This is a genomic window from Flagellimonas allohymeniacidonis, from assembly GCF_004296335.1.
GTDB classification, from domain to species: domain Bacteria; phylum Bacteroidota; class Bacteroidia; order Flavobacteriales; family Flavobacteriaceae; genus Flagellimonas; species Flagellimonas allohymeniacidonis.
In genome coordinates, this window is sequence record NZ_SGIU01000001.1 from 312,537 (window position 1) to 334,302 (window position 21,766).

The 21,766-nt window shown below is 42.6% G+C and carries 14 protein-coding genes; 7 read left to right on the top strand and 7 right to left on the bottom strand.

Features of this window, described 5'->3' with window-relative positions; translation table 11 throughout:
* Positions 1-128: 128 nt before the first annotated feature.
* Entirely contained in the window at positions 129-2,063 is a 1,935-nt protein-coding gene (locus EW142_RS01325) for a sensor histidine kinase (RefSeq protein WP_130608561.1), read from the bottom strand.
* A gap of 37 nt (positions 2,064-2,100) precedes the next feature.
* On the opposite strand from EW142_RS01325, the gene EW142_RS01330 reads away from it, so the two are divergent.
* Together EW142_RS01330 and EW142_RS01335 are read left to right on the top strand one after the other, a co-directional pair.
* Positions 2,101-2,859, top strand: a complete 759-nt coding sequence (locus EW142_RS01330) for a LytR/AlgR family response regulator transcription factor (RefSeq protein ID WP_130608564.1) — start codon at positions 2,101-2,103, stop codon at positions 2,857-2,859.
* 205 nt (positions 2,860-3,064) lie between these two features.
* On the top strand, positions 3,065-3,418 hold the full coding sequence (locus EW142_RS01335) for a hypothetical protein (RefSeq protein WP_130608567.1): 354 nt from the start codon (positions 3,065-3,067) through the stop codon (positions 3,416-3,418).
* A gap of 215 nt (positions 3,419-3,633) precedes the next feature.
* Here the strand turns inward: EW142_RS01335 and EW142_RS01340 are convergent, their stop codons facing one another.
* The 6 genes from EW142_RS01340 to EW142_RS01365 are packed head-to-tail and all read right to left on the bottom strand — an operon-like array spanning position 3,634 to position 9,863.
* On the bottom strand, positions 3,634-4,149 hold the full coding sequence (locus EW142_RS01340; RefSeq protein ID WP_130608570.1) for a hypothetical protein: 516 nt from the start codon (positions 4,147-4,149) through the stop codon (positions 3,634-3,636).
* A complete protein-coding gene (locus EW142_RS01345) occupies positions 4,142-5,347 on the bottom strand; it encodes a hypothetical protein (RefSeq protein ID WP_130608573.1) in 1,206 nt (401 codons plus the stop codon). Before EW142_RS01345 ends, EW142_RS01340 begins: the two co-directional genes overlap by 8 nt.
* Complete coding sequence (locus EW142_RS01350; RefSeq protein WP_130608576.1) at positions 5,347-7,545, bottom strand: type II secretion system protein GspD; 2,199 nt, start codon at positions 7,543-7,545, stop codon at positions 5,347-5,349. The genes EW142_RS01345 and EW142_RS01350 overlap by 1 nt, the downstream gene beginning before the upstream one ends.
* 5 nt (positions 7,546-7,550) lie before the next feature.
* The gene (locus tag EW142_RS01355; RefSeq protein ID WP_240740130.1) at positions 7,551-8,960 is read right to left on the bottom strand and encodes a GspE/PulE family protein; all 1,410 of its coding nucleotides are present in this window, start codon (positions 8,958-8,960) and stop codon (positions 7,551-7,553) included.
* A 1-nt stretch (position 8,961) separates the two neighbouring features.
* Complete coding sequence (locus EW142_RS01360) at positions 8,962-9,450, bottom strand: general secretion pathway protein (RefSeq protein WP_130608579.1); 489 nt, start codon at positions 9,448-9,450, stop codon at positions 8,962-8,964.
* Positions 9,447-9,863, bottom strand: coding sequence for a general secretion pathway protein GspG (locus EW142_RS01365; protein WP_130608581.1), 417 nt, complete (start codon positions 9,861-9,863; stop codon positions 9,447-9,449). The genes EW142_RS01360 and EW142_RS01365 overlap by 4 nt, the downstream gene beginning before the upstream one ends.
* A 725-nt stretch (positions 9,864-10,588) precedes the next feature.
* On the opposite strand from EW142_RS01365, the gene EW142_RS01370 reads away from it, so the two are divergent.
* The 5 genes from EW142_RS01370 (at position 10,589) to EW142_RS01390 (ending at position 21,764) form a co-directional block, all read left to right on the top strand.
* Positions 10,589-13,747 (top strand): RHS repeat protein, encoded by a 3,159-nt coding sequence (locus EW142_RS01370; RefSeq protein WP_130608584.1) that lies wholly within the window; start codon positions 10,589-10,591, stop codon positions 13,745-13,747.
* Positions 13,748-13,749: 2 nt separating this feature from the next.
* On the top strand, positions 13,750-14,196 hold the full coding sequence (locus EW142_RS01375; protein WP_130608587.1) for a hypothetical protein: 447 nt from the start codon (positions 13,750-13,752) through the stop codon (positions 14,194-14,196).
* A 12-nt stretch (positions 14,197-14,208) separates the two neighbouring features.
* Complete coding sequence (locus EW142_RS01380; protein WP_130608590.1) at positions 14,209-19,791, top strand: RHS repeat domain-containing protein; 5,583 nt, start codon at positions 14,209-14,211, stop codon at positions 19,789-19,791.
* Complete coding sequence (locus tag EW142_RS01385; protein WP_130608593.1) at positions 19,784-20,377, top strand: hypothetical protein; 594 nt, start codon at positions 19,784-19,786, stop codon at positions 20,375-20,377. The genes EW142_RS01380 and EW142_RS01385 overlap by 8 nt, the downstream gene beginning before the upstream one ends.
* Before the next feature lie 214 nt (positions 20,378-20,591).
* Positions 20,592-21,764, top strand: coding sequence for an RHS repeat domain-containing protein (locus EW142_RS01390; RefSeq protein ID WP_130608596.1), 1,173 nt, complete (start codon positions 20,592-20,594; stop codon positions 21,762-21,764).
* Positions 21,765-21,766 lie beyond the last annotated feature (2 nt).

Here is a 21,766-nt window from a genome sequence, read left to right on the forward strand (position 1 = left end):
AAGAATAGCAGATTACCTATCAAAACTAAAATCTTCATCTGGCATCATGTTAATTGTTACTAAAATCATACGTTGACCTTTCTAGGAATTTTTTATTAAAGAAGGGTAAATCAAATGAAAAATACAGGCTAGTACTCCACAATATAGGGGATACTTATATCTACTGTTGTTCCATTTCCAATATTCTGATCTCTACCCTTAATTCTATAAAAAGCATCTGTCTTAAGATATTTGGCATATAACATAATGCGGTCTTTTAAGATATTGGATGACTGAGGGCTATCTCTTTTTTCTTTCGAAGAAGAAATAGCTTTAGAATATCCCTGCCCATTATCCAATATTGTGCAGTTTAGGACTTTTTTCCCTTTGTCAATACCTATTGATATTTTAATGATGTTATTCTGATTGTCAACAAAACCATGCTCAATGGAGTTTTCCACGAAAGGCTGTATGAACATGGGCGGAATCAGTTTTTCCTTTAATTCGTTGGAATTGTCGATTTCAATTTGATAGTCGAATTTTTTAAAAAAACTAGATTGAAGATCCAAATAATTCCTCAGGGCGTCTATTTCATCTCTAATTGGAATAAATTCCTCTCTGGAATTTTGGAGTGTTTGCCGAAGTAAACTACTAAATTTTAAAAGGTAAGACTGTGCATTAGATGGTTCCTTTGTAATAAGGCCGTGAACAGAATTCAAGGAATTAAAAATAAAATGTGGATTTAATTGGGACCTGAGAAGTCTCTGCTGTAACGAAATTATCTGGTATTTGCTTTTTAGTTTTCCCTGTTGAACCCAACCGTATACCAAGAGCAGGAAGATTATTATAAGTGCAAGAATTATATACAACACCGTGTTTCGCTGTCTTATCTTGGCTTTTTGGACTGCATTTAAAATTCCAAGTTCATTTATTTCATTTTCCTTCTCTTTCAAATCAAAGCGAGCCTGTAATTCTTCAATATTCTCCTTTAGAACAAGATCGTTTAATTGTTCAATCAAAACATTTTTCCTTTCAGCTTCTCTGAAAGCCATTCTATAGTTCCCTCCTTTTTTATAACCATCAATAAAAGTCTCCGAGAGTAATATTCTAAGGTCTAGCTTTTCCCTGCTAACTACGTCCAGGCCATTGGTGAAAATGGAATCCCTGATAGCGTTCAGTTCCTTCAAAGCGTTATTTACATCACCCTTGTGTATATCCAAATAGGCAAGACTTGCTTTCTTATTGAGCAACGAAATCAAACTTCTATTTGGCAATCTTTTTGATTCTATATAGGGCTTATCACTATTTGCCATTTTATAGTAATACAATGTCGAATCCAAATTGCCTGATTTTCTGAAAACATTTCCTGTATTTATCCATAGAGTTTCTTGAATCTCAATGAAATCAGGCTCCTCCTTTTCCTTTTCAAGTGTGGTCAATCCCTTTTTAAAATAGTACTTGGCCGAATCTAGTTGGTTCTCATACGAATGCAATATCCCTAGCTGGTTGTATATGTAAATTCCTTCTCGTTTCATATACCAATCATTTGTTATGAGATAATGGGCATATTTTTTAGCTGAGGAGATATATCCTAAATCGACATAGGAATACATAATATCCCGATAGAAGTAAGGTAAATATTTGCTAGGTCTGGCATAAAGTCTTTGCATTGTTTTTGCCAGTTCAACCCCCTTTAAATTGTATTCGACTGCTTTTCTATGATTTTCCTCGAGCCTAGCATACCAGCCTAGGATAAAATAAGGTTTGGTCAAAGCTTCCTGCTGGTAATTGTTCATGTCCCCAAATTCTTCAAAATATGAAATGGCTTTATTGGCAAAATAAAGAGCGGAATCCTTGTTGTAGTCGGAGCTGAAATACCGGTATGCGCTCAAAGAATAATACTTGCTCCATCCCTTTAATTCCTTATCTTTTTCCAGAACTTCTTTGAACTTTTTAAGTTTTAACCTGGTAATTGGTCGCATCTGGAAGGTATCTATATATTGTTGGGTAAAGAGACTTTCTTGGCTAATTCCTCCGACATGTAGGAGAATTGCGATAAGTACAACGAATATTCTATTGTTCATAGCTGGTAATGGAGGTCTAAAAATATTTTTTGGGTATATGAAAATAACCAATAAAACATCACTTAAGGTAGGTATAGTTGAGGATAATCAAATCTGTTCCTCTCAATTGAAGTTATTTTTATTAGAAGAGTACGAGAACATCAAAATTGTAGGGGAAATCGATACTGTAGGAAACAGTGACAAATTATTCAGTAATCAACCAGACCTTGTTTTTTTGGATATAAAATTGCCAGACGGAAACGCATTTGACATATTGGAAAAACACAAGGAAGGGAAGCATGATATAATTTTCGTAACAGCTTATGATACTTACTTCCAAAGGGCCTTTGAGCACTATGCCTTTAACTATTTGTTGAAACCACTGCAACAGGAAAAGATTAAAAGGGTTATGGATAGATATTTTCTCTCTGTAAGAGAAAAAAAAAGATTTGCACAAAACCACTACGATTTATCCAGTTTTATTTCAAAAAACAATTCCAAATTGCTCTTAAATCTTGGAGGTGAACACATTTTTATTAATATAGATGAAATTGTGCAGTGCCAGGCAGAGGGAAACTACACCCAATTTCTTTTGAATGACAACAAGAAATACTTAGCCAATAATACATTGAAGTATTTTACCGAGTTATTGGGACAAAAAGGCTTCTTTAGAGCCAACAGAAAAGTTCTAATAAACATCAACCATATCCGAAAAATTAAAAAAGGGGGCTATCTAGTTTTAAAAAACAACGAAGTAGTATTAGTCTCTATTCGGAACAGGAATAATCTCAATGCCATCATCCAAGATTTCTCTTAAACTGAAATAGTTACCGCTTAAATGTTTAAGACCTACACTTATTCTTTTTAGCTAGGACACCCTTATTGGAAAGCCTAATATTGACCGCATGAAATTGTAACGAATATTCTTACTCATCAAGATATTCTGTCTTACAAGTTTAGGGTAAATAGGGCAAGTCGAAAACCTATTAAAAGAGTAGACATAATTAAAATCCAATGAAGTAATGAAAAAGGTAGTTTTCTTTTTAGGCATGGTAATTCTATTTTGTTTTTCAGGAAGTTCTCAAAGCAATCCATTAATTGCAGATTATTCTTCCCAAGGTTATCAAACAGGTTGTGAGCTCGCTTCCACCTATGATGTGCAAACGTATCAAGCCACAATTTCTAATCCGCATTTTCCAGCAGATTATAAGGATGGTGTCAGGTTGGCTTGGCAAAATTGTCCTAAGCCCTCTCAACAAGGCGCCTTAACAGAAAGTCAATATGGAGATTTAATAGGCAGGTATTTTCAAAATGGACTATTGGCTATTATTTTGGACTATTACAGCGAACATCGACACACGTATCACAACGAATAATATTTTTTAAAGACGATCCGCTTTAGGATCGTCTTTATTAATCCGTGGAAACGTAAAGGAATATAGTTTTTCACTCGGTTAAAGTTATGTGTATTGATTACTAAATTGAGAGACTTCCTTTTTGATGCTTATTTCATTCGGGTTTGCGTGATTAAGCAGTGATTTTCGTAAATCCTGACCAAAAGAGACTTTTATCAGAAGAAATAGGAACCCCATCATTTGTATTCTTCTAAATATAGGGTGGATTGCAGCTTGCTTTTTCGTGTTCTTCGGTCTTTAATTTTTTGAAGATGAACATGTGCTATTCTTCCAATGTGGTGATTGTACTCAAGCTCAAATATTGTTCTTAATAGCCCGCTGAAATCTCCTTCCAATGTTATCTCATAGGTAACCAAAGTACCCTGGTCCAAGTCGACGGTGTGCGGAGGATTAAAATCCATTACAAATACTTGGTTCTCGTTTTTTAATCCATCGAAAATTGAAATCAAATTATTTTCGGTTTGATTATGGTTTAGACTGAAACTCTTTAAAATCGAATCTACTTGGGCTTCTCTGCTACTAAGGGCGGCCAAACGTTGGTTCAAATTAAGAATTTGGCTTTCGTTCTTACTTAATTCCTTGTGTTGACCATAGAGGTCGATGGTGTTGGAGATGGCAAAGTTGTAACATATGATTGCCAGCAATGGAATCATCACCAAAACAACCTTAATTTTCGTATTCGTATCAATCATTTATGTAAACCCTTAGTTCAAACAGGGAGGTTTTCTTATTCTGATAGTCGTATTCCAGAGTTTTCACCTTATTTACCCAACCTAAGTTGTCCAGTTTTGTGACCCAATCGGAAAAGTCAATACCACTCCCGGTAAGTCCAATAATTTTAATCTCATCCATGGCATAGGCCATGGGCTTCAAATCTTTTTTGGGTTTCAGCAAAGGTTGATAAATCACAGTTTCCAAAGTAATTGAACCAGGAACTGTTCGCCCCAATTCATCCAGATAGTAAGAAACTTTGGAGTTGGAGGTGGAAAGGGCCTTTTCCAGCCTTTTTTCTTTTGATTCCACACGTTCGTTCAATTGGGCAATGCTCTCAAGACTTTTTGCATTTACCGCTTGCTCGTTGGCTAAGTTTTGTATGGAACCGCGATAGTGATCGAAAAAAAGGAAGTTTACCATCAGAACGCTTAGAAAGAAAATTAACGAAGACCAGGTCAATAGATTCAAAAGTTTTTTGCCTTTGACTTCAATCTCAAGGCCTCTATTCAGTTCAGACATGCTTGAGTTTTTATTACCGGTCAAAAGAATATTTGAAGCTATGGTACCAAAAGCCAATAAATACTTGTTTTGAACCTGTAGTCCATTCAGACTGTAAACTCTTTCCTCCTCTTCATTTGTGGTGGAGATGGTGATGCTATTGCCCAAGGACTCCCTGGTCAATTTGTAAGAAGTGCCGATAATCTCCTTTTCATCGATATAATTCAAAAGTGTCTGGAGACCAGATAGACCAAGTGAGACAGAAAAAATAGAAACCTTCAAATCGTTGAGCCTTTCCAAAAAATCGAAAACGATATTTTTCCGAATAATCGACACAAAACGCTCGTTTCCAAGGGTGTATATTTCATAAAACAAAAGATTGTAGTCCATATTGGGGAAAAGGCTATTGGCCAGCGCCTTGTCCTCAAGTTTTGAATCTCCGGCACTTTTGGTGATTACATCCCTTGTATTGACGGTAAGAAACAAAGGAGTGGACGGCTCAATGCTTTTCGCCAATTTTTCAACATCCTCAAACTCTAGCTGTTCAACAATTTCCAACTCCTTTTTTTTCTTTTTTATTTTGACCAAATAGAGTTTTTGTCCATTGTTGAACTGACAGATTTCCAATCCGTAAAAATGATGTCCAATGGGGGTGTATTTGGAGAGCGTATCGACCACTAATAAATGACTGTAGGTTTGATCAGAATGGTTAGTTTTTGCTTGGAATCCTCTCTTCTTCGTTGGCTGAACAACCACTTGATTACGGGTATCCGCGCTAGAAAGGGAACACCGCTGCCCGTATCTCGTTTAACTTTTTCCTCCAAGCCGCCCAATATGGCCAAATCTTGGTTTTGCATTCGAATAATGGAACTGAACTCACGGGAGGTCAATCCTGGAGGGGCATCCTCGTCAATGCGTTCGCCACTGAAGTCGGATTGGATTACATTGATGTCCAAGGTGACCTGTCCATTTCCGGAGACCAGGGGTTTAATGCTTACCGCCAATTCCGCATCGATGGGCTCAAAATTTCGGATTTCGGATGCGGTCGGAATTTGTGATCCAAAGAAGTTTTGGCTTGTCACCACATAATAGGTGGTTTCCCCTATTGAAAGATTGGCACGGTGCCCGTTCAGGGTTGATAGTTTTGGGGTGGACCGAATTTTTATATTTCCATTTTCCTCCATGGCCTTTATGGTTGCAAAAAACTCAGGCACCACCTTACCAATGTTAAATGATCCAAATCCATCAAACCCACCAATGATTTTGTTTACGGTATTGGCACCCAAAGTGATATCTGCATTCGGGAATATGGCTCCTTGCGTATCCACGGGGCCATCACCGATGCCCCAACTTATTCCCGTTTCAACGGTTGCAGTTTTTCGCACCTCAATGAGCATAACTTCAATGAGCACTACGGGCACAGGTTTATCAATTTCCTTGATAAATTTTTTAAATCGATTGATGTTGGCCGCTGGACCGCTTATCAAAAAACTATTCAGTTCAAAATCTACTTTGATGTCCAAGTCGGCGACCACCTCATCGGGCAGAATACTGACTATGGCTTCTGCAGAAGAGCTAAAATCCCCAAATTGGGAATTACGGGCGTTGATGGTGCGACGGTTGTTCAAATTCTGTCCAACACGGTTTTGTGAGGCTCCAAAGCCGTTGGTATTTTGGAAACCACCACCTAAATAGTTGACCCCGCCGGTTACAGTTCTCCCGGCTGATCTGCCAAGTCCAGCGGATGGGGTAGGGTCACCCAATAATTCTACTGAGCGATACATCATCTGTACCACTTCAAAACGCCTAACACTCAATTGATCTACAGTACCGAAGAAATAAATATCATCCTCTTTTTTGAAAGTAAAGCTTAAGCCACCGTTAACCGATGTTGTATTGGGTCGCTGTCTTATATCGTTGGAATTGCGTGATGGATTATTCGGGTTTTGGGGCAATGGAGTTTGATAGGAGGCTTGGCTCTCAAAAATTTTGGTCAAAAGCTCATCAAAGTATATGTGCTTGGTCTTTATGCTGGCAAAGCCTGCTTCTGTCAAAGGAGTCGCCACATAGTAATCAAGATCAAGGTCAAAGGCCAAGGCCTGGATAATGTCAGCGACCGGAACATTCTCAAAATCCACAGTAACGATACGCTTGAGCGTATCAATGACCTGATAGTTGAAGTTACTACCTCGTTGGGAGGACATTGGATTCCCATTGGAGACTTCGTTCGAAGTGTTAGTTCGGTCGAAAAGATAAAAGCCCTCTCGGGATTTGGAGAAAATCAAGTTGTTGGTCTCGGCTAACTTCTTAAGAGCGACTTCAACAGGTACCTCCTTTAAATACAAGGTCAAGGGGATATTTTCCATACCGGGGTTGAACAATAAGTTTTGCCCAGTAACATCAATAATTTTTCGGAAAGTCTTGTCAAGAGCGTCTCCTTTGAGATCCAGGGATACCAAATTATTTATAGCATCAAAGGCGACCAATATTTCTTTTTCAGGAACAGGTTCGGGTTCGCGAATATATCTTCTTATGGAAAGGATGTTACCCGTAAAATCGATATCCAAATCAAATTCTTTACAAAGGAAGACGAGCAAATCTGAAACCGTAACATTTGAAAAGTTGTTTACCAGGTTGATGCCTTGAAGACTGGGATCAACATTCATGTTGATTTGGTGCACTTCCGAAACGGCGAGAAGAAAGTTGGAAAGGGAAACACTACCGACATTGATATCCAACTTCAGCTTTTCCGATAACCCTTTGTTATCTACCTGCAGGGCTTCCAAATTGTTTTGGATGGTAAGAATGCGGTTGTCGGTTTGCCCAAAGGAATAAAAGCCAAAGAGTAATACAAAGAACAACAAGTAGTGCTTCATGGGGGTTAGTTGGTTAACAGTGGGTATACCTCTTCAATGGAAGTGCTTCCGTCCTCGATAAGAGCCAGGGCATTTTCCCGTAAGGTAGTAATTTTATTTGCTTTTAGGTAAGAATCTACTTCCAATACATTGTTTCGAATTTCAGCGGATAGGGCTTTTGTGATTGGTATAACTTCGTAAATGGCTTTTCTTCCCTGGTAACCAGTATGATGGCATTTTGGACACCCAATTGCTGTGTAATGCTGTGTAAGATGGCTTGGTATTTTGAATCCGGTTGGAAAAAGATCTTCTTCAATTTCCCTTCGACTTTTGCAATTCGAACAGAGTTTACGAACCAATCGCTGCGCTACACTAAGATTGAGGGTACTGGCAATGAGAAAAGGTGGTATTCCCATATCAATCAATCGGGAAACTGTGGCCCAAGCGGAGTTGGTATGTATTGTGGAAAGTACCAAATGTCCGGTCAGGGCGGCCCTAATGGCCATGTTGGCGGTTTTTACATCCCGTATTTCCCCAACCATGATAATATCGGGGTCTTGTCTTAGGAAGGTACGGAGTGCACTGGCAAAATCCAGGCCTATATTTTCCTTGAGCTGCACTTGGTTTACACCCTCAAGGGTATATTCTATGGGATCCTCAATGGTGAGGATATTGGTTTTTTCATCGTTGAGAAGCTTTAAGGTGGCGTACAATGTGGTTGTTTTTCCTGAACCCGTAGGGCCAGAAATCAAAACAATGCCATTGGGGACTCTGGTAGCTTCTTTATACCGAAGCAGCTCAAGGGCATTCAGCCCCAATCTTTCCAAACTTAATCCTTGGGTACCTCTTTTTAATATTCTGAGTACAATTTTTTCGCCAAAAAGCGTGGGTAAGCAGGAAACCCTGATGTCGAATTCCTCAGTATCCCTTTTGACGGTGATTCGACCATCTTGCGGGAGTCGTTTCTCTGCAATGTCCATACTGGCCCGTATTTTGATCTTATTGACGATTGAAGCATAGTCTTCTGAAGGAATTTGATAGTGCTCCACCAATTTCCCATCCAAACGGAACCGGATACGGCAGTAATTTTCATAAGGTTCAAAATGGATGTCGCTACTATCCAATTCTTTTGCGGTCAGCAGGATGTTCTCCAAAAAATCAGGAGTAAATCGCAGCTGATTCCCATTGTCCTGCCTGCCCCTTCGATAATTGGCAGTCAGATAGTTTTGAAGGGTTTCAGAATCGGTTCTTTCAAGGGCGACCGGAGCATCCAAAACCATGAACAATTCGGTTTCCAGTGCTGTGGAGGGCTCAGCATCCGTTAGAAGACACAAGAGTTTATTTTCTATGGCCCTTGGCACAATACGATAATGAAAAGCCTGCTCTGCCGTGAGGCATTGTGTAAGTTGGGCTTCTATTTGGAAATCGGTCTTCAAATCAGTACAGGTATAGGGAAGGATTGGGAAAAAAAATAGAGTATGCCAAAACGGTGGCGTAGAAAAGACCCATTAAACCGGCCAGCGGAACGGTGGCCTCTTTCAATTTACTTTTTAAGGCTAGAAATGCAAGAAGTGAAAAAATCAGGGAAGCAACAAACAATATGGCGAACGTGATTGTGGGAAATCCTAAAGCGAGGGTCAAAAACAATAATATATCGCCCAAACCCAAGCTGTGGTCCACGAACCTTCTTCTTAATATGAGTTTTGCATACAGATAGGAAAGCAATAGAAAGGCGCCAACCAACAACAAGTTGAGAACAATATTCAAAAAAGGAACCAAGGGTTCTGAAGAAACCCTAAAATATAGGGTGCAAAGAAGGAGCCCAAGGATTGGAAAAATAACCCAATATACCTTTCGTTCCTTAAAATCCTGAAAACAAATACTTCCGAAGCAAAGCATGGCCATAATTTTTAGGAAGATGATCAATCCTTTACAATTTGTTTGGGATTCCCATTCTCATCGACCTCCCATACATTGAAGACACCATCGCCATCAAAGTCCGTAATAGCTTCTGCCCGTGCCGTGAAACTTGCATTATCGGCACTAACAATTTGGTACACGTAATTGGCTGTACCATTTTCCTTAACCGTTTTTGGGGGTTCAAAATCAATTTCAGAAATATCGGATGAAAATTTACTGTACATATATCGGTGTGTGGTCTGCGCATTGTAGATGGCCTTTAACTGCACTTGGGCCTCCACACTCTTGGCTTTGGATATCAAGGGCATAAGATTGGGCAAAGCTAAAAGCAACAAAATTCCGATTATGGCCAGAACAATTAAAGTCTCTTGGAGGTTAATGGCATGCACTTGTTTCTTGAAAAAACTACGGTCTATCATTATATAAAGTGTGAAGTATGATTCTTAATTCTAAAGTAAGAATTTTAACCCTATTATTTAAGTAAAAAAAAACAATTAGCAGGAAAAGAACACAATAAATGGGACAGGCGCGGAATTTGGCATGTATTCCCTTTGAAATTGAAAAAATGTGTATTCTGATGACGATAGTTGGAGCTAAATGCACTCAATATATTCGTAAGTATTTGGTTTTCAAAAATCTATTGGAGCATTGAAAAAGATTATCCCTTTCATTACTATTTTTTATGATAAATTATATTTCCAAATTAGAAGAAAATACCTACATTTAAGTCAGAATGCTGTCAGTCTTTTTTCTATTACAAACTTGATGTTGTCGCAAGCAATATTCAGATTTGATAATCCGACGCTTTAATCCATTTCAGTAATTTGAACAATCGCTTTTGTTGAATTTGGAGAGGACCTAAATTATAACCATAACCGATTAGATTAACTAACGCTTAACACTATTGCTATACACCCAAAACTGAATTCCGCAAATTGCATTCCGCCTTTCTGAGTATTTCCACTATTCATCCTCTTCTCACTAGAGTGATGTAACAACCTCTTCGCGGCTCCCACTTCATCTTGCTGATGACCATTTCGGTTAACAGCAACAGGGATGGCTATGGCCAATGCTTAACCATCAATTCAGATAGGGTTACTTAAAGTAATACACGATTAAAAACACTTTTATCAAACATTAAATCATGACAAAAAAGATTCTTCTAGCCCTCTGTCTTTTAAGCATACATTTTATGTATGCCCAAGGAACACCGCCCGAGACCGATTATGAACTCCCTCGAATTATTCCCCCAGCACCTGACGTGCAGCAAATGGAAAAATACGGTGAAATACCTGTGGGCTATTACACAGGTACACCCAATATCAGCATTGACCTATATGCAGTGCCCACGAGATCAGACTTGTCGGTACCCATTAGCCTAAGCTACCATCCTTCTGGGGTTCGGGTAGATGAGAAGGCCTCACGTGTGGGCCTTGGGTGGTCCTTGAATGCCGAGGGGGTAATTTCCCGCAGTGTTGCAGGCATTAAAGAGTTCACGGTTTCGCCAGGTACAGCTCGACCCGATGTAGGAACCTTTGATCCCAATGATTACGCAAACCGAATTGCGGATTATAATTATGCGGTTGATGTGGTGGCAGGGGACGAGGACTCTGAACCTGATGTTTTTCAATACAATTTTATGGGACGTTCCGGGAAGTTCATCTTTGATGAATCGGGTGATATCCATCTTATTCCCAAAGAAGCGTTTTCGATAACTACCAATCCCTTAATGACCCAGTTCACCATAGTTGATGAAATGGGCAACACCTTTTTGTTCACGGCCCAGGGGATGTCCGTTGTGGGTTCCAACTGCAGTCAGGGAGGAGCCTCCAACTATCTTGGGAACAATGTTTCTACCAGTTGGAAGCTTACACAGATCACCACACACACTGGAGAGGTTATAGATTTTCTTTACCGCACGTTCACCTATCAGTACATTTTGGCCAAAGAGGCGACGGATTACCATCCAATCAGTTTGCCTTTTGGTTGCTCCACAAAAGCTCCGGAGAATTGCGAAAAGACCATTACGCACACGGAACGCGTACTGGACCGCATTAATTTCTCAAGTGGTAATGTACAGTTCACCTATTCGGATGACCCATCCTATCCTATAAATGGTTCCAACACCCGAACTGATTTTTCTGGCAACCATGCCCTTCGAAAGGTCGCCATTTCCAATAGCAGCGGGGTGGTAAAAACCTTCGAGTTGGTATATGATTACTTTGGTCCAACAGGTACTTCAACCGAGGACGACAACCGCTTAAAACTAACGGAGCTGATCGAGGTGAACTCTGAAAAAAAGCACCGGTTTACCTATAATGAATCCGTCAACCTGCCACCCCGTTTCAGCTATTCACAGGATTTATGGGGATTTTACAACGGCAAGTCCAATACCACCATTTTACCGGAAACCTACCATGCAGGTACGCTGATAGCGGGCGCCGACCGTTCGGTGAGCACCACACACAGCCAGGCCGGGGTGTTGACCAAAATCACCTATCCCACACAAGGCACCTCTGAATTCTTTTATGAGTCCAATGATTATTACGAGGACCAGACCACGACCGAATACGTACCTGGGGGGTTCACTAGGTATGCCGATTTCGGTCCTCCCTACGACAACACCCATGCCTTTACCATACAGAGCTCCTACCAAAACATAAACTTAAATATCCTCAATCAGTGTGGTAATCCGCCCAGCCAAATAGTACTTCAAGATGGAGCCTTGGCCAAGATTCTCGATAGCAACAATCAGGAGGTGGGCCGTTATGTCTCCTCAGATGACCATGCTTTAACCCTAAGCCCTGGGAACTATACCTTGGAGTTTGAGGTGGATGGCAGTGCCTGTATGTTCAGGGCAAGGTTCTCTTGGTATGAGGAGCAGACCGTTCCGGCCCAAAACAAACTTACGGGTGGGCTTCGTATCCAGAAAATAAGAAATTATGATGGTGTGGATTACGAGGAACGCACCTACAGTTACAACAAGGCAGGTTCCACACAATCCAGTGGGTATTTACAGGGAATTCCCCAATTCCATTATGTTGTCTACCAACAGAATCAGTCGAACTCCAATATTTGCACCTATTTGGGCAGGGGGCATTCCAGTATTTATCCCTTGGCCACCGCTTTGGGGAATTCGGTTGGCTATTCTCGAGTCACCGAAATCAACAACAGTGAGGCGGGCAATGGCAAAACGGTGTATCACTTCACCAACGACATTGACACCTACAATGGAACAGGGCTCAAGTTTCCGAATATTCCCCCAACATCCTATTCTTGGAAAAGGGGCCTTCTTTTAAAGAAGGAAATGATGAACAGCGCTGGTAGCAAGGTGCAGGAGGAGATCAATACCTATGCCTTTGATACCCAATTCGTGGGGAACTCCTCAGAGAATTATGGCGGGGATAAACTGTCTGCCGGTTTTGTGATACGACAAGTGCAGGCCGAATTCTTCCCCACCAATGCCACTTTTGCCTGGGACCATTATTATATCACCAGTGCCTGGGTCAAACCCGTTTCCAAACAGACCATTAGTTATTTTCCGAACCAGGTAACCCGAACTGAGAACTATTATTATGATAACCCCACGCACCAGCAGCGTACCCGAATGGAGACCACCGATAGCCAAGGCTTGGCGCAACAGCAAAGGTGGTATTACCCTGATGATATACAGACGACATCTAGCTTGCCTGGAGGAAATCTTACTGGACCTGACTCCATTGTAATTGGCAAATTGAAGAAAAATGGCACCCACCCCAAAATCGGAGAGATTATTCAGACCAACCAGAAAACAGGAGGTTCTGAAATGATGACCCGAAAATTGTACGAAGTCTATGGTCCCAATGTGCTCCCCAAAAGTCTGAATTCCAAAAAGGACGGAACGGATATGGAAAGTAGAATCGTCTACCACGATTATGATGACCAAGGCAACATCATTGAAGTAGGTCTGGAAAATGGCACGCCTATCTCCTATATATGGGGCTATAATAATATGTATCCGGTAGCAAAGATTGAGAATGCCACATTTTCCCAAATTGAGTTACTATCAGGTTTTGGTTCTGGATTTGATCTCGGAAGTGGTGGATTAAATTCTACTCAACTCAACAGCTTAAGAAGTTCTTCGCTTTCTGAAGCCATGGTCACCACCATGACCTATGACCCACTTGTCGGCCTTACTTCAATCACCGACCCTCGAGGCTATACCACCACCTACCACTACGACAGCTTTAATCGGCTCTCTGAAATCAAAGACCAGGATGGAAACATCGTCTCCCACTATCAATACAACTACAAAAACCAATAGCCATGACCATTTTTCAACGATATAGTATTCTCATTTTTCTTGTTTGCACCTGCACGGTATGGGGACAAGGGAACAAAAAAGAACAGACACATCCCATTGTAGGATCTTGGACCTACGATGCCAGCACTTTTGAAGCCAGTCTCGAACAGAGTTCCAAAAGACGTTTGGATACCATTCCCCAGCATAAATTGACGATCCGGGGCTATTATGTTGGGCGTACCGAAACCTTTGCGCCAGATGGCCGATACACCATAACTCTTGCTGACGGAAGTACGCTTCAAGCCCAATGGGCGGCCCAAAACAATAATATTGTTTTGGTTACCACTCCAAGCGGGGATGTCTTCCGCAAGCGAATTTCCTTCCCAGCACCCGGTCGTATGGTGATAGAATCCATTGCTTCGGGCAACACCAAAAGTGTTATGAACGCCCTTCATTTTATCAAAAACTAAATCCAAACGGTCATGAAATACAAATCATCATTTTTTGCAACACACAAGTACGTTTTCGGACTGTTTTTATCGATGCTTTTCACAGCCATGGGCTATGGGCAGTATAGCCTAAATGGGCCCTCTCCTGTACCTGTTTCTCAGACTAGGACCTATACCATATCAGGTCCTGGAATTACCAATACCCATTGGACCGTATCTAGTGGTGTAACTATCACGTTGAGCTCAAATACCTCTATTACCGTTCGATTTACTAGCACCGGTACCAAGACCATTTCAGCCTCCATTTTAGGAGCCGATTGGAACGCCTATAGTGCCTCAAAGAATGTGAGTGTTACGGAAAATCCGCCTTCCAACCCTGGTAATCCCACACTTGTGAGTAACAATTGCGGGCAAATTACCCTTCAACGAAGTGGGAACCCACCAAGTGGGACTACTTGGTACTGGCAGGGCACCAATTCCAATGGAACAAGTACCAGTTTGGGCTCAGGTAGCACCTATACTACCACTAGCTCAGGAACATTCTATATTCGTGCACGGAAAAATAGCACAGGAACTTGGAGTACGGGCTCGGGCAGTTTGTCTGTTTCCAGAGTGAACTTTTTGCCTGGGACCATTTCCTACAGCGGCCAAACTTCTCTTTGTTACGGAGGAAATCCCCTTCAGCTGAATAACTACTCCTCGGCAAGTGGAGGCAGTGGCGGCTACACCTATCAATGGCAATACCAAGATTCGGGAAGCAGTACATGGAACAATATCAGTGGAGCCACTGGAACAACTTATAATCCTGGAAACATGTACAACACACGCTCCTACCGCAGACGGGTCACCTCCTGTAGCGGTCAGCAGAAGTATACGAACGTCATCACTATTTCCATTTACCCAAATTTAACTGCGGGAGGCGCCAGTGGTCCATCCGCGGTTTGTTATAACCAGCCAGCTACACTTTCTTCAACAGGTTCTGCTTCGGGAGGCAACGGGAGCATCGCCTATCAATGGGAACACCGGAATTTAAGTGGGGGTTCTTGGAGCCAAATCAGTGGTGCAATGGGTGTTTCCTACACAACCGGATCCCTGACGGTCTCCAAACAATACCGCCGAAGAGCAATTTCATGTAGCCAGACGGTGTACACCAACAACATTGATGTCGTTGTGCGCCCACAACTCTTGGCTGGTGACATTAATGGGGCCCAGACCGTGTGTTCGGGAGATAACCCCGGTGTACTCGGAAGTACAACAGCGGCCTCTGGGGGGTACGGGGGCATTTCATACCAATGGCAGTATGCAACGGGTTCAGGAGGACCCTGGAGTGACGTCGGGGGAGCCACTTCGGCTACGTATGACCCGGGCGCGCTAACCTCTTCCCGCTGGTATCGCAGGGAGGCCACCTCTTGCAGTCAAACCGTACATACCACCTCTGTTGCGGTGACGGTGAACACACCCACAACCTGGTACGCTGATACCGATTTGGATGGATTTGGTGATCCAGGGAACACAACTAGCAGCTGTACAAAACCAACAAATTATGTGAGCAATAATTTGGATGCCTGCCCCAGCATTTATGGGGTTTACAATGGATGCGGCTACGCGGCCCCAGCCCCCAGCGACGAAAATTACGTATATGTGCGCAACTTTCAGAAAGCAGTGAACAGTGCAACCAATCCGGCACTGATCACCAGTGATGCCGATGTCATTGAAGAGATCAACTATTTCGACGGATTGGGCCGCCCGCTTCAAAACATTGCCATAAAGGCAAGTGGAACCGGTGCGGTTCGCAATGTTTCGGAATGGGTGATGGACTGGACCCCTGGCAGTGGGGGAACCTCATTTTTTCAACAAAACGGAAGCACCTCTGAGAATGAACGGGAGGTGGGCACCAATCCCTTGGGAAAACAGGAACTCCTCTGGAAATGTGGCAATGATAGTAGTTCCGGTCCCGATGGCGGATGGAACACCGACTATTTCAATGTGGACAAAACGGCTACCTATCGCTATACGGTTTGGGTAAAACGCACACACTCCCAAGATGGAAAAACCTGGCACGGTACCCAAAACGTGAATAATCTTGATGGGACGGCCAACGGCAATCCCTATTTCTGGCATGGAGACCTGCCCCAATTGGATCAATGGTACCTTATGGTGGGAATCATCCATCCCCATTCGCACGGCACTACCGACACCGGAGTTAGCGGGGTATATGATTTACAGGGCAACAAGGTCATAGACGGCACAGAATTTAAATGGCGCTCGGACACCACTACTTCGCGATTTAGAAACTATCTATACTATGCCACGGATACTTCGGTTCGTCAATATTTTTGGAACCCTACCTTGCAAAAGGTCGATGGCTCCGAAGCTCCCTTGTCCAGCTTGGCCCAGCAGAACCTGCCCTTTGATATCATTACCCAATTTCACTATGATGATTACGGGCGACAGGCCGATGAGTTTTTGCCCTATTGCGAACCCAGTGGGACATTGGGTGCCCATAGAGGAGATATGGCGACGGCCACCCGCGATTTTTATGAGACCCATTACAAATCCGATTTCCCTACTTTGACCGGGGGCAATGTAAATGCCCATGCCGAAAAGGAATTCGAGGCCTCACCCCTTAATCGGGTTCTGAAACAGGCGGCACCTGGCGAGGCTTGGCGAATGAGCGGGGGAGCGACCATTGATTTTGATTACAATACCAATGGGAGCACCGAGGTACGAAAGTTTTCGGTATCACTGAGTTTTGCCAACAATACCCATACCCCTTCACTGGTTCAGAGTGGGCATTACGGACAATATGAGCTCTATAAGAACATCACCTATGATGAAAACTACCCCGGTACGGGCACGGACCATACCACCGAGGAGTTTATGGACAAAGACGGCAGGGTAGTGCTCAAGCGCACCTATAATGCTGGGGCGCACGATACCTATTATGTATACGACGAATACGGTAACCTCACCTATGTATTGCCACCCAAGGTGACCACCAGCAGTGTGAGCAGCACGGAGTTGAACGAGCTTTGCTACCAGTACAAATACGACCACCGCAACCGTTTGGTGGAAAAGAAACTGCCTGGCAAGGGATGGGAGTATATTGTGTACAACGCATTGGACCAGCCCATTATGACCCAAGATGCTGAACAAGAGCTCGATGATGAATGGTTGTTTACCAAATACGACCCTTTTGGTAGGGTAGCCTTCACAGGTATGGTCAGTTCAACGGACGATCGATCCACCCACCAGACAGCTGCGGATATTGAAGCGGACCAGTATGAATCACGAAGGAGTGCGGCCATCAACTATGAGACAGGTACTCTGGTCCCTGTATTTTATAGTAATGATGCCTATCCCAATACAGGAATTGATAAGATCTACACGATCAACTACTATGATGACTATTTGAATCCCACTGATATGGATAATTTAGACGTTCCTTCGACGGTTTTGGGAGAACCCAAGGCCACAAATGTGACCGGCCTCCCCACCGTGAGCAAGGTTCGGGTGTTGGACACCAGTCATTGGATCACCACCATCACCGGGTACGACCAAAAGGGGAGGGCCATTTATACGGCCAGCAAAAACAATTATTTGAGCACCACGGATGTTGTAGAGAGCGAACTCGACTTCCCCGGGAAGGTGCTACAGACCAAAGCTACCCATACCAAGGGGGCGAACCCTGCTATTGTCACCATTGATGACTTTACCTATGATCATATGGGCCGTGTGCTTAAACAGACCCAGACTCTGGGCGGGCAGACCGAAACCTTGGTGGAGAACGCCTATGACGAACTGGGCCAGTTGGTGCAGAAAAACGTGGGTGGCGGCCTACAGAACGTAGACTATGACTATAACGTACGGGGCTGGTTAAAACAGATCAACGACCCCAGCAGTTTGGGCAACGACCTGTTTGCCTTTGGTATCAATTACAATACCGTGGGCCATGGGGGCACGGCACTCTTGAACGGCAACATTGCCGAGACCGAGTGGAAGACCGCCAATGACAATACCCTGCGTTGGTACCGTTATGGGTACGATGCCCTTAACCGCATTACCAGTGCCACGGCCTACAGCAGCAATTACAATGTGAGCGCCATTACCTATGATAAAAACGGAAACCTGGAGACCTTGACCCGAAGGGGGCATACCAACAGCGGGGCCACCAGTTTTGGCAATATGGACGTACTTGACTATGACTACGACCTGGGCAACAAGCTCACAAAGGTCACCGATACCGGCAATGGCACCTACGGCTTTGCCGATGGGGTAAACCAGACCACGGAGTACACCTACGATGACAACGGTAATATGGAGACCGATACGAATAAGGGCATTACCGGTATTACTTATAACCATTTGAACCTGCCCACCAACATTTCGATAAACGGTGCTGGCGGCAGTGGAAATATCACGTATATTTATGATGCCACGGGCGTAAAATTAAAAAAGACCGTGGGAAGTTCTGTGACAGAGTATGCTGGTAACCATATCTACGAGAATGGCACCCTGCAGTTCTTTAACCAGCCCGAGGGCTATGTTACGCCCAATGGCGGTGGCGGCTACGACTATGTGTACCAATACAAGGACCATTTGGGCAATGTACGCCTGAGCTATTTGGACAATGGCAGTGCCACCGAAATTGTGGAGGAGAGCAACTACTACCCCTTTGGCCTTAAGCACAAAGGGTACAACACCGCGATATCCGCCAATGGAAACAGTGTGGCGCAGAAGTGGAAGTTTAATGGCAAGGAGTTGGAGGAGGACTTAGGATTGAATTGGCTGGATTATGGAGCAAGAAGTTATATGCATGATTTAGGTAGATGGACATCTATTGATCCTCATGCCGATAGTTATTTTTCAGCAACCCCATATAGTTCATTTGCAAACAATCCGATTTCCTTTGTTGACCCAACAGGTGAAGACATCAAATTCTTTCAATGGGTAGCTAATGAAGAATTATCTACGGGCGGGGAATGGAAGGAAGTGAGTTTCGACCAATTAGATAGCAATATTCAAAAAGGCTTAGAGAATTTTGCCAAGACTAAAGAAGGATTTGCACTCTTTTCTAAATTTGCGAATAAAGGAGATAAGATTGGATCTGTTGAATTTGGCTCTACAGGAGAATATGCAAATCATAATCTTGGTTTTGGTGAATTTGCTAATCAAGGTTCACCGGAAGGGTTTACAGATGACCCGATAAACCACAGTGTGTTTGGACCTGTTCGAGAAGGTAAAACGAATGATTATATAGACTTTTTCATAGGTCTAAATAGTAAAATTTCAAATAGTTTTGATATAAATTTCGCTGAAACTGTAGGTCATGAAGTTTTTGGACATTTGGAACAATATTTGGATGACTATATCAAGGCTTTTGAAGAATCGGGAGCAAATGCGGCAAATGCCGTGTTTTCGGAATATAGAAAGAAGAATGAAAGGGGATATCAGGATCATTTTGACTTGGCTGGGGGTAAAGTCCAAAGGTATAACACCTTCGTTACACAATTAAAAGCTATTTTCAATCCTGCTCAGGTCCAAAAACATGTCAACGCGGAAATGAAAAAGACTCTAAAGGCTGCGAAAGCACAAAAAGCGAAATCAAATGATTAGAAAAGTTGTTTTTTTGGTTTTAATGATAACAATTCTCTTTTCCTGTAAAAAGAGAACGGAGGTGGAGGCTATTACTGAAGCTTACTTTTACGAAATTAGGTATAGAGATTCTGATAAAATCGATTATAGTTATAGGCTTTATGAATCTAGCGCCGACACACTAAAAATTAAGGCTCTAGCCTATGACGTACTAGGAAATGAGCTGAAAAGACATGGTGATGGAGGCTTTTATTTGAAATCAGAAAATAAATTATATATGTTAGAGGGATTGAAATCAAACCCGTCATTAGGTGAAATCGTCTATGATTTCTCTAAAAAAGATTGTACGAGATATTTCCACCCTTTCCACAGGCAAGTTACAAACTGTTTTATAGGAAAAACTGTTGATGACAAATATAAATTTAGTTCCACACAAAATGCTACTGACGGTTATGATTGGGAGATTATTTTGGACAAAAATTATCGCTTAATTGAGAAACGCAGTAGGTCACCTCTAGAGAATTTTAGGTCTGAGATTAGAGTTGATAAATCAAAGGTGCCTGAAACTGTAGTAAATAAGGTCCTAAGCTCTCCCCACTCTCATTAGTCTTTGGTTAGTGGGGTAGAGCCCCGCTACCGCTAGATTGCATCTAGTGGTGGGGTAGAGTAAGCAAAAAGAGAACCACGGCAGCAATGTCGTGGTTTTTTTAGGTTTCATTTAGATTTACGATGCCACGGGCGTTAAATTGAAAAAGACCGTGGGAAGTTCTGTGACAGGCTGGAGCCCGACTGCCGATACGGTAGGCGTTTAAAAATGTACAGTGTACATTTTTGGCGAACAGGCCAGCTGGCGCGTTGGCCGGGGTAACCATATCTACGAGAATGGCACCCTGCAGTTCTTTAACCAGCCCGAGGGCTATGTTACGCCCAAGAGCGGTGGCGGTTATGACTATGTGTACCAGTACAAGGACCATTTGGGCAATGTACGCCTAAGCTATATGGACAATGGCAGTACTACCGAAATTGTGGAGGAGAGCAACTACTACCCCTTTGGCCTTAAGCACAAGGGGTACAACACCGCGATATCCGCCAATGGAAACAGTGTGGCGCAGAAGTGGGGATACCTCGGACAGGAAATCCAAGATGAGCTGGGACTAGATTGGTTGACTTTTAGATATAGGAACTACATACCTGAGTTGGGAAGATTCTTTGGTGTCGATCCCATTAGTGAAGAGTATTTTTCTATTACCAATTATCAATTTGCACATAACAATCCGATTTGGAAAGTGGAAATTGAAGGTTTAGAAGGAGCCACTTCTACAGGTAACGGTAACGATGATACCACTAATCACGAACCGGTAAAGGTCAAAACGCAAGAAGCTTTTGTAGGAGATGGCCCCTTAGGTCCAGCAGTAGGTACAAAAGTTGTACAAGAAACTGTCAAAAGAACAGTAGGCCAAAAAGTGCTGGGAGCGCTAACAAATATTGCTAAAGGTGGTGGTACGCTCATTACAGCATTATTGATGCCCCAAATGGCTCATGCACCAACAGGAGACAATGCGCCATCAAATGTTGAAAACTTTGCTATTGATGAGAAACTAAGGCCTGATAACCTACAAATAAATGTTCAAGGTGAAAGCGACTCACCTATACAAAGATTCGATGATACTTTGATTGATGTAGAATCTAGTGTAATTTTAGAGACTTTTGGCGGTGATGGTGATATTACCAGTGAATTTGAATTAACAGAAGACCAAGCTCTTGATGTTGGTATGGATTTTGTTGGTGATGATTATAAAGAATTAGGAAAACCCGGATCAGGTGTGTTCCGAAGCAACGTGCAAAATGAAGATGGGACATACAATCAATTTAGAATTGATAATAATTCCTTGGAAGGAAAACACAAACCAAAGGTGCCACACGTGCATTTGGAAATAATAGACCCTAGTAGGAAAGAACCTTTAGTTAACAACCATATTAGAATAATACAATAGAA